At 73.9% G+C, this 505-nt stretch carries 1 pseudogene; it reads left to right on the plus strand.

Going from position 1 to position 505, the window contains the following annotated elements:
- Positions 1–505: pseudogene (locus AC5RUJ_RS18245) on the plus strand (DUF4350 domain-containing protein); the annotation flags it as partial.

Genomic DNA, 505 nt, shown 5'->3' on the forward strand with positions numbered 1-505 from the left:
GCGGCCGGCGAAATCACCCGCGGCGGCTTGGCCTACCGCGGCGGCGGCGAGCTGTGCTTCGCCTTCGAGACACCGGCCGAGGACGCGGCGCCCTTCGTCGTGTCCGAAGACGGAGCCACCATCGTGCTCGGCGCCGGCCATGTGCTCAGCAACGAAGGCGTCGTCCGCGCCGGCAACGCCGCGCTGGCCCTGCGCACGCTGGGAGCCACCGAGCGGTTGGTGTGGTACCGGGCGGGACTGGGGGACCTTCCGGTGTCCGGCGAAGCGGTCAACCCCATGAGCCTGCTGCCCGCCTGGGTGCTTCCGGTGTCCCTGTGGCTCATGGCCGTCGGCGTCGCCGCGATGTTCTGGCGCGGACGCCGGCTCGGGCCCCTGGTGTCCGAGCCGTTGCCGGTGGTGGTCCGCTCGGCCGAGACGATCGAGGGCCGTGCCCGGCTGTACCGGAGCGCCAAGGCCGTGAACCACGCCGCCGACAACCTGCGCGCCGCCACCCTGACCCGGCTCG

It is taken from the genome of Arthrobacter sp. Y3223164, assembly GCF_059091005.1.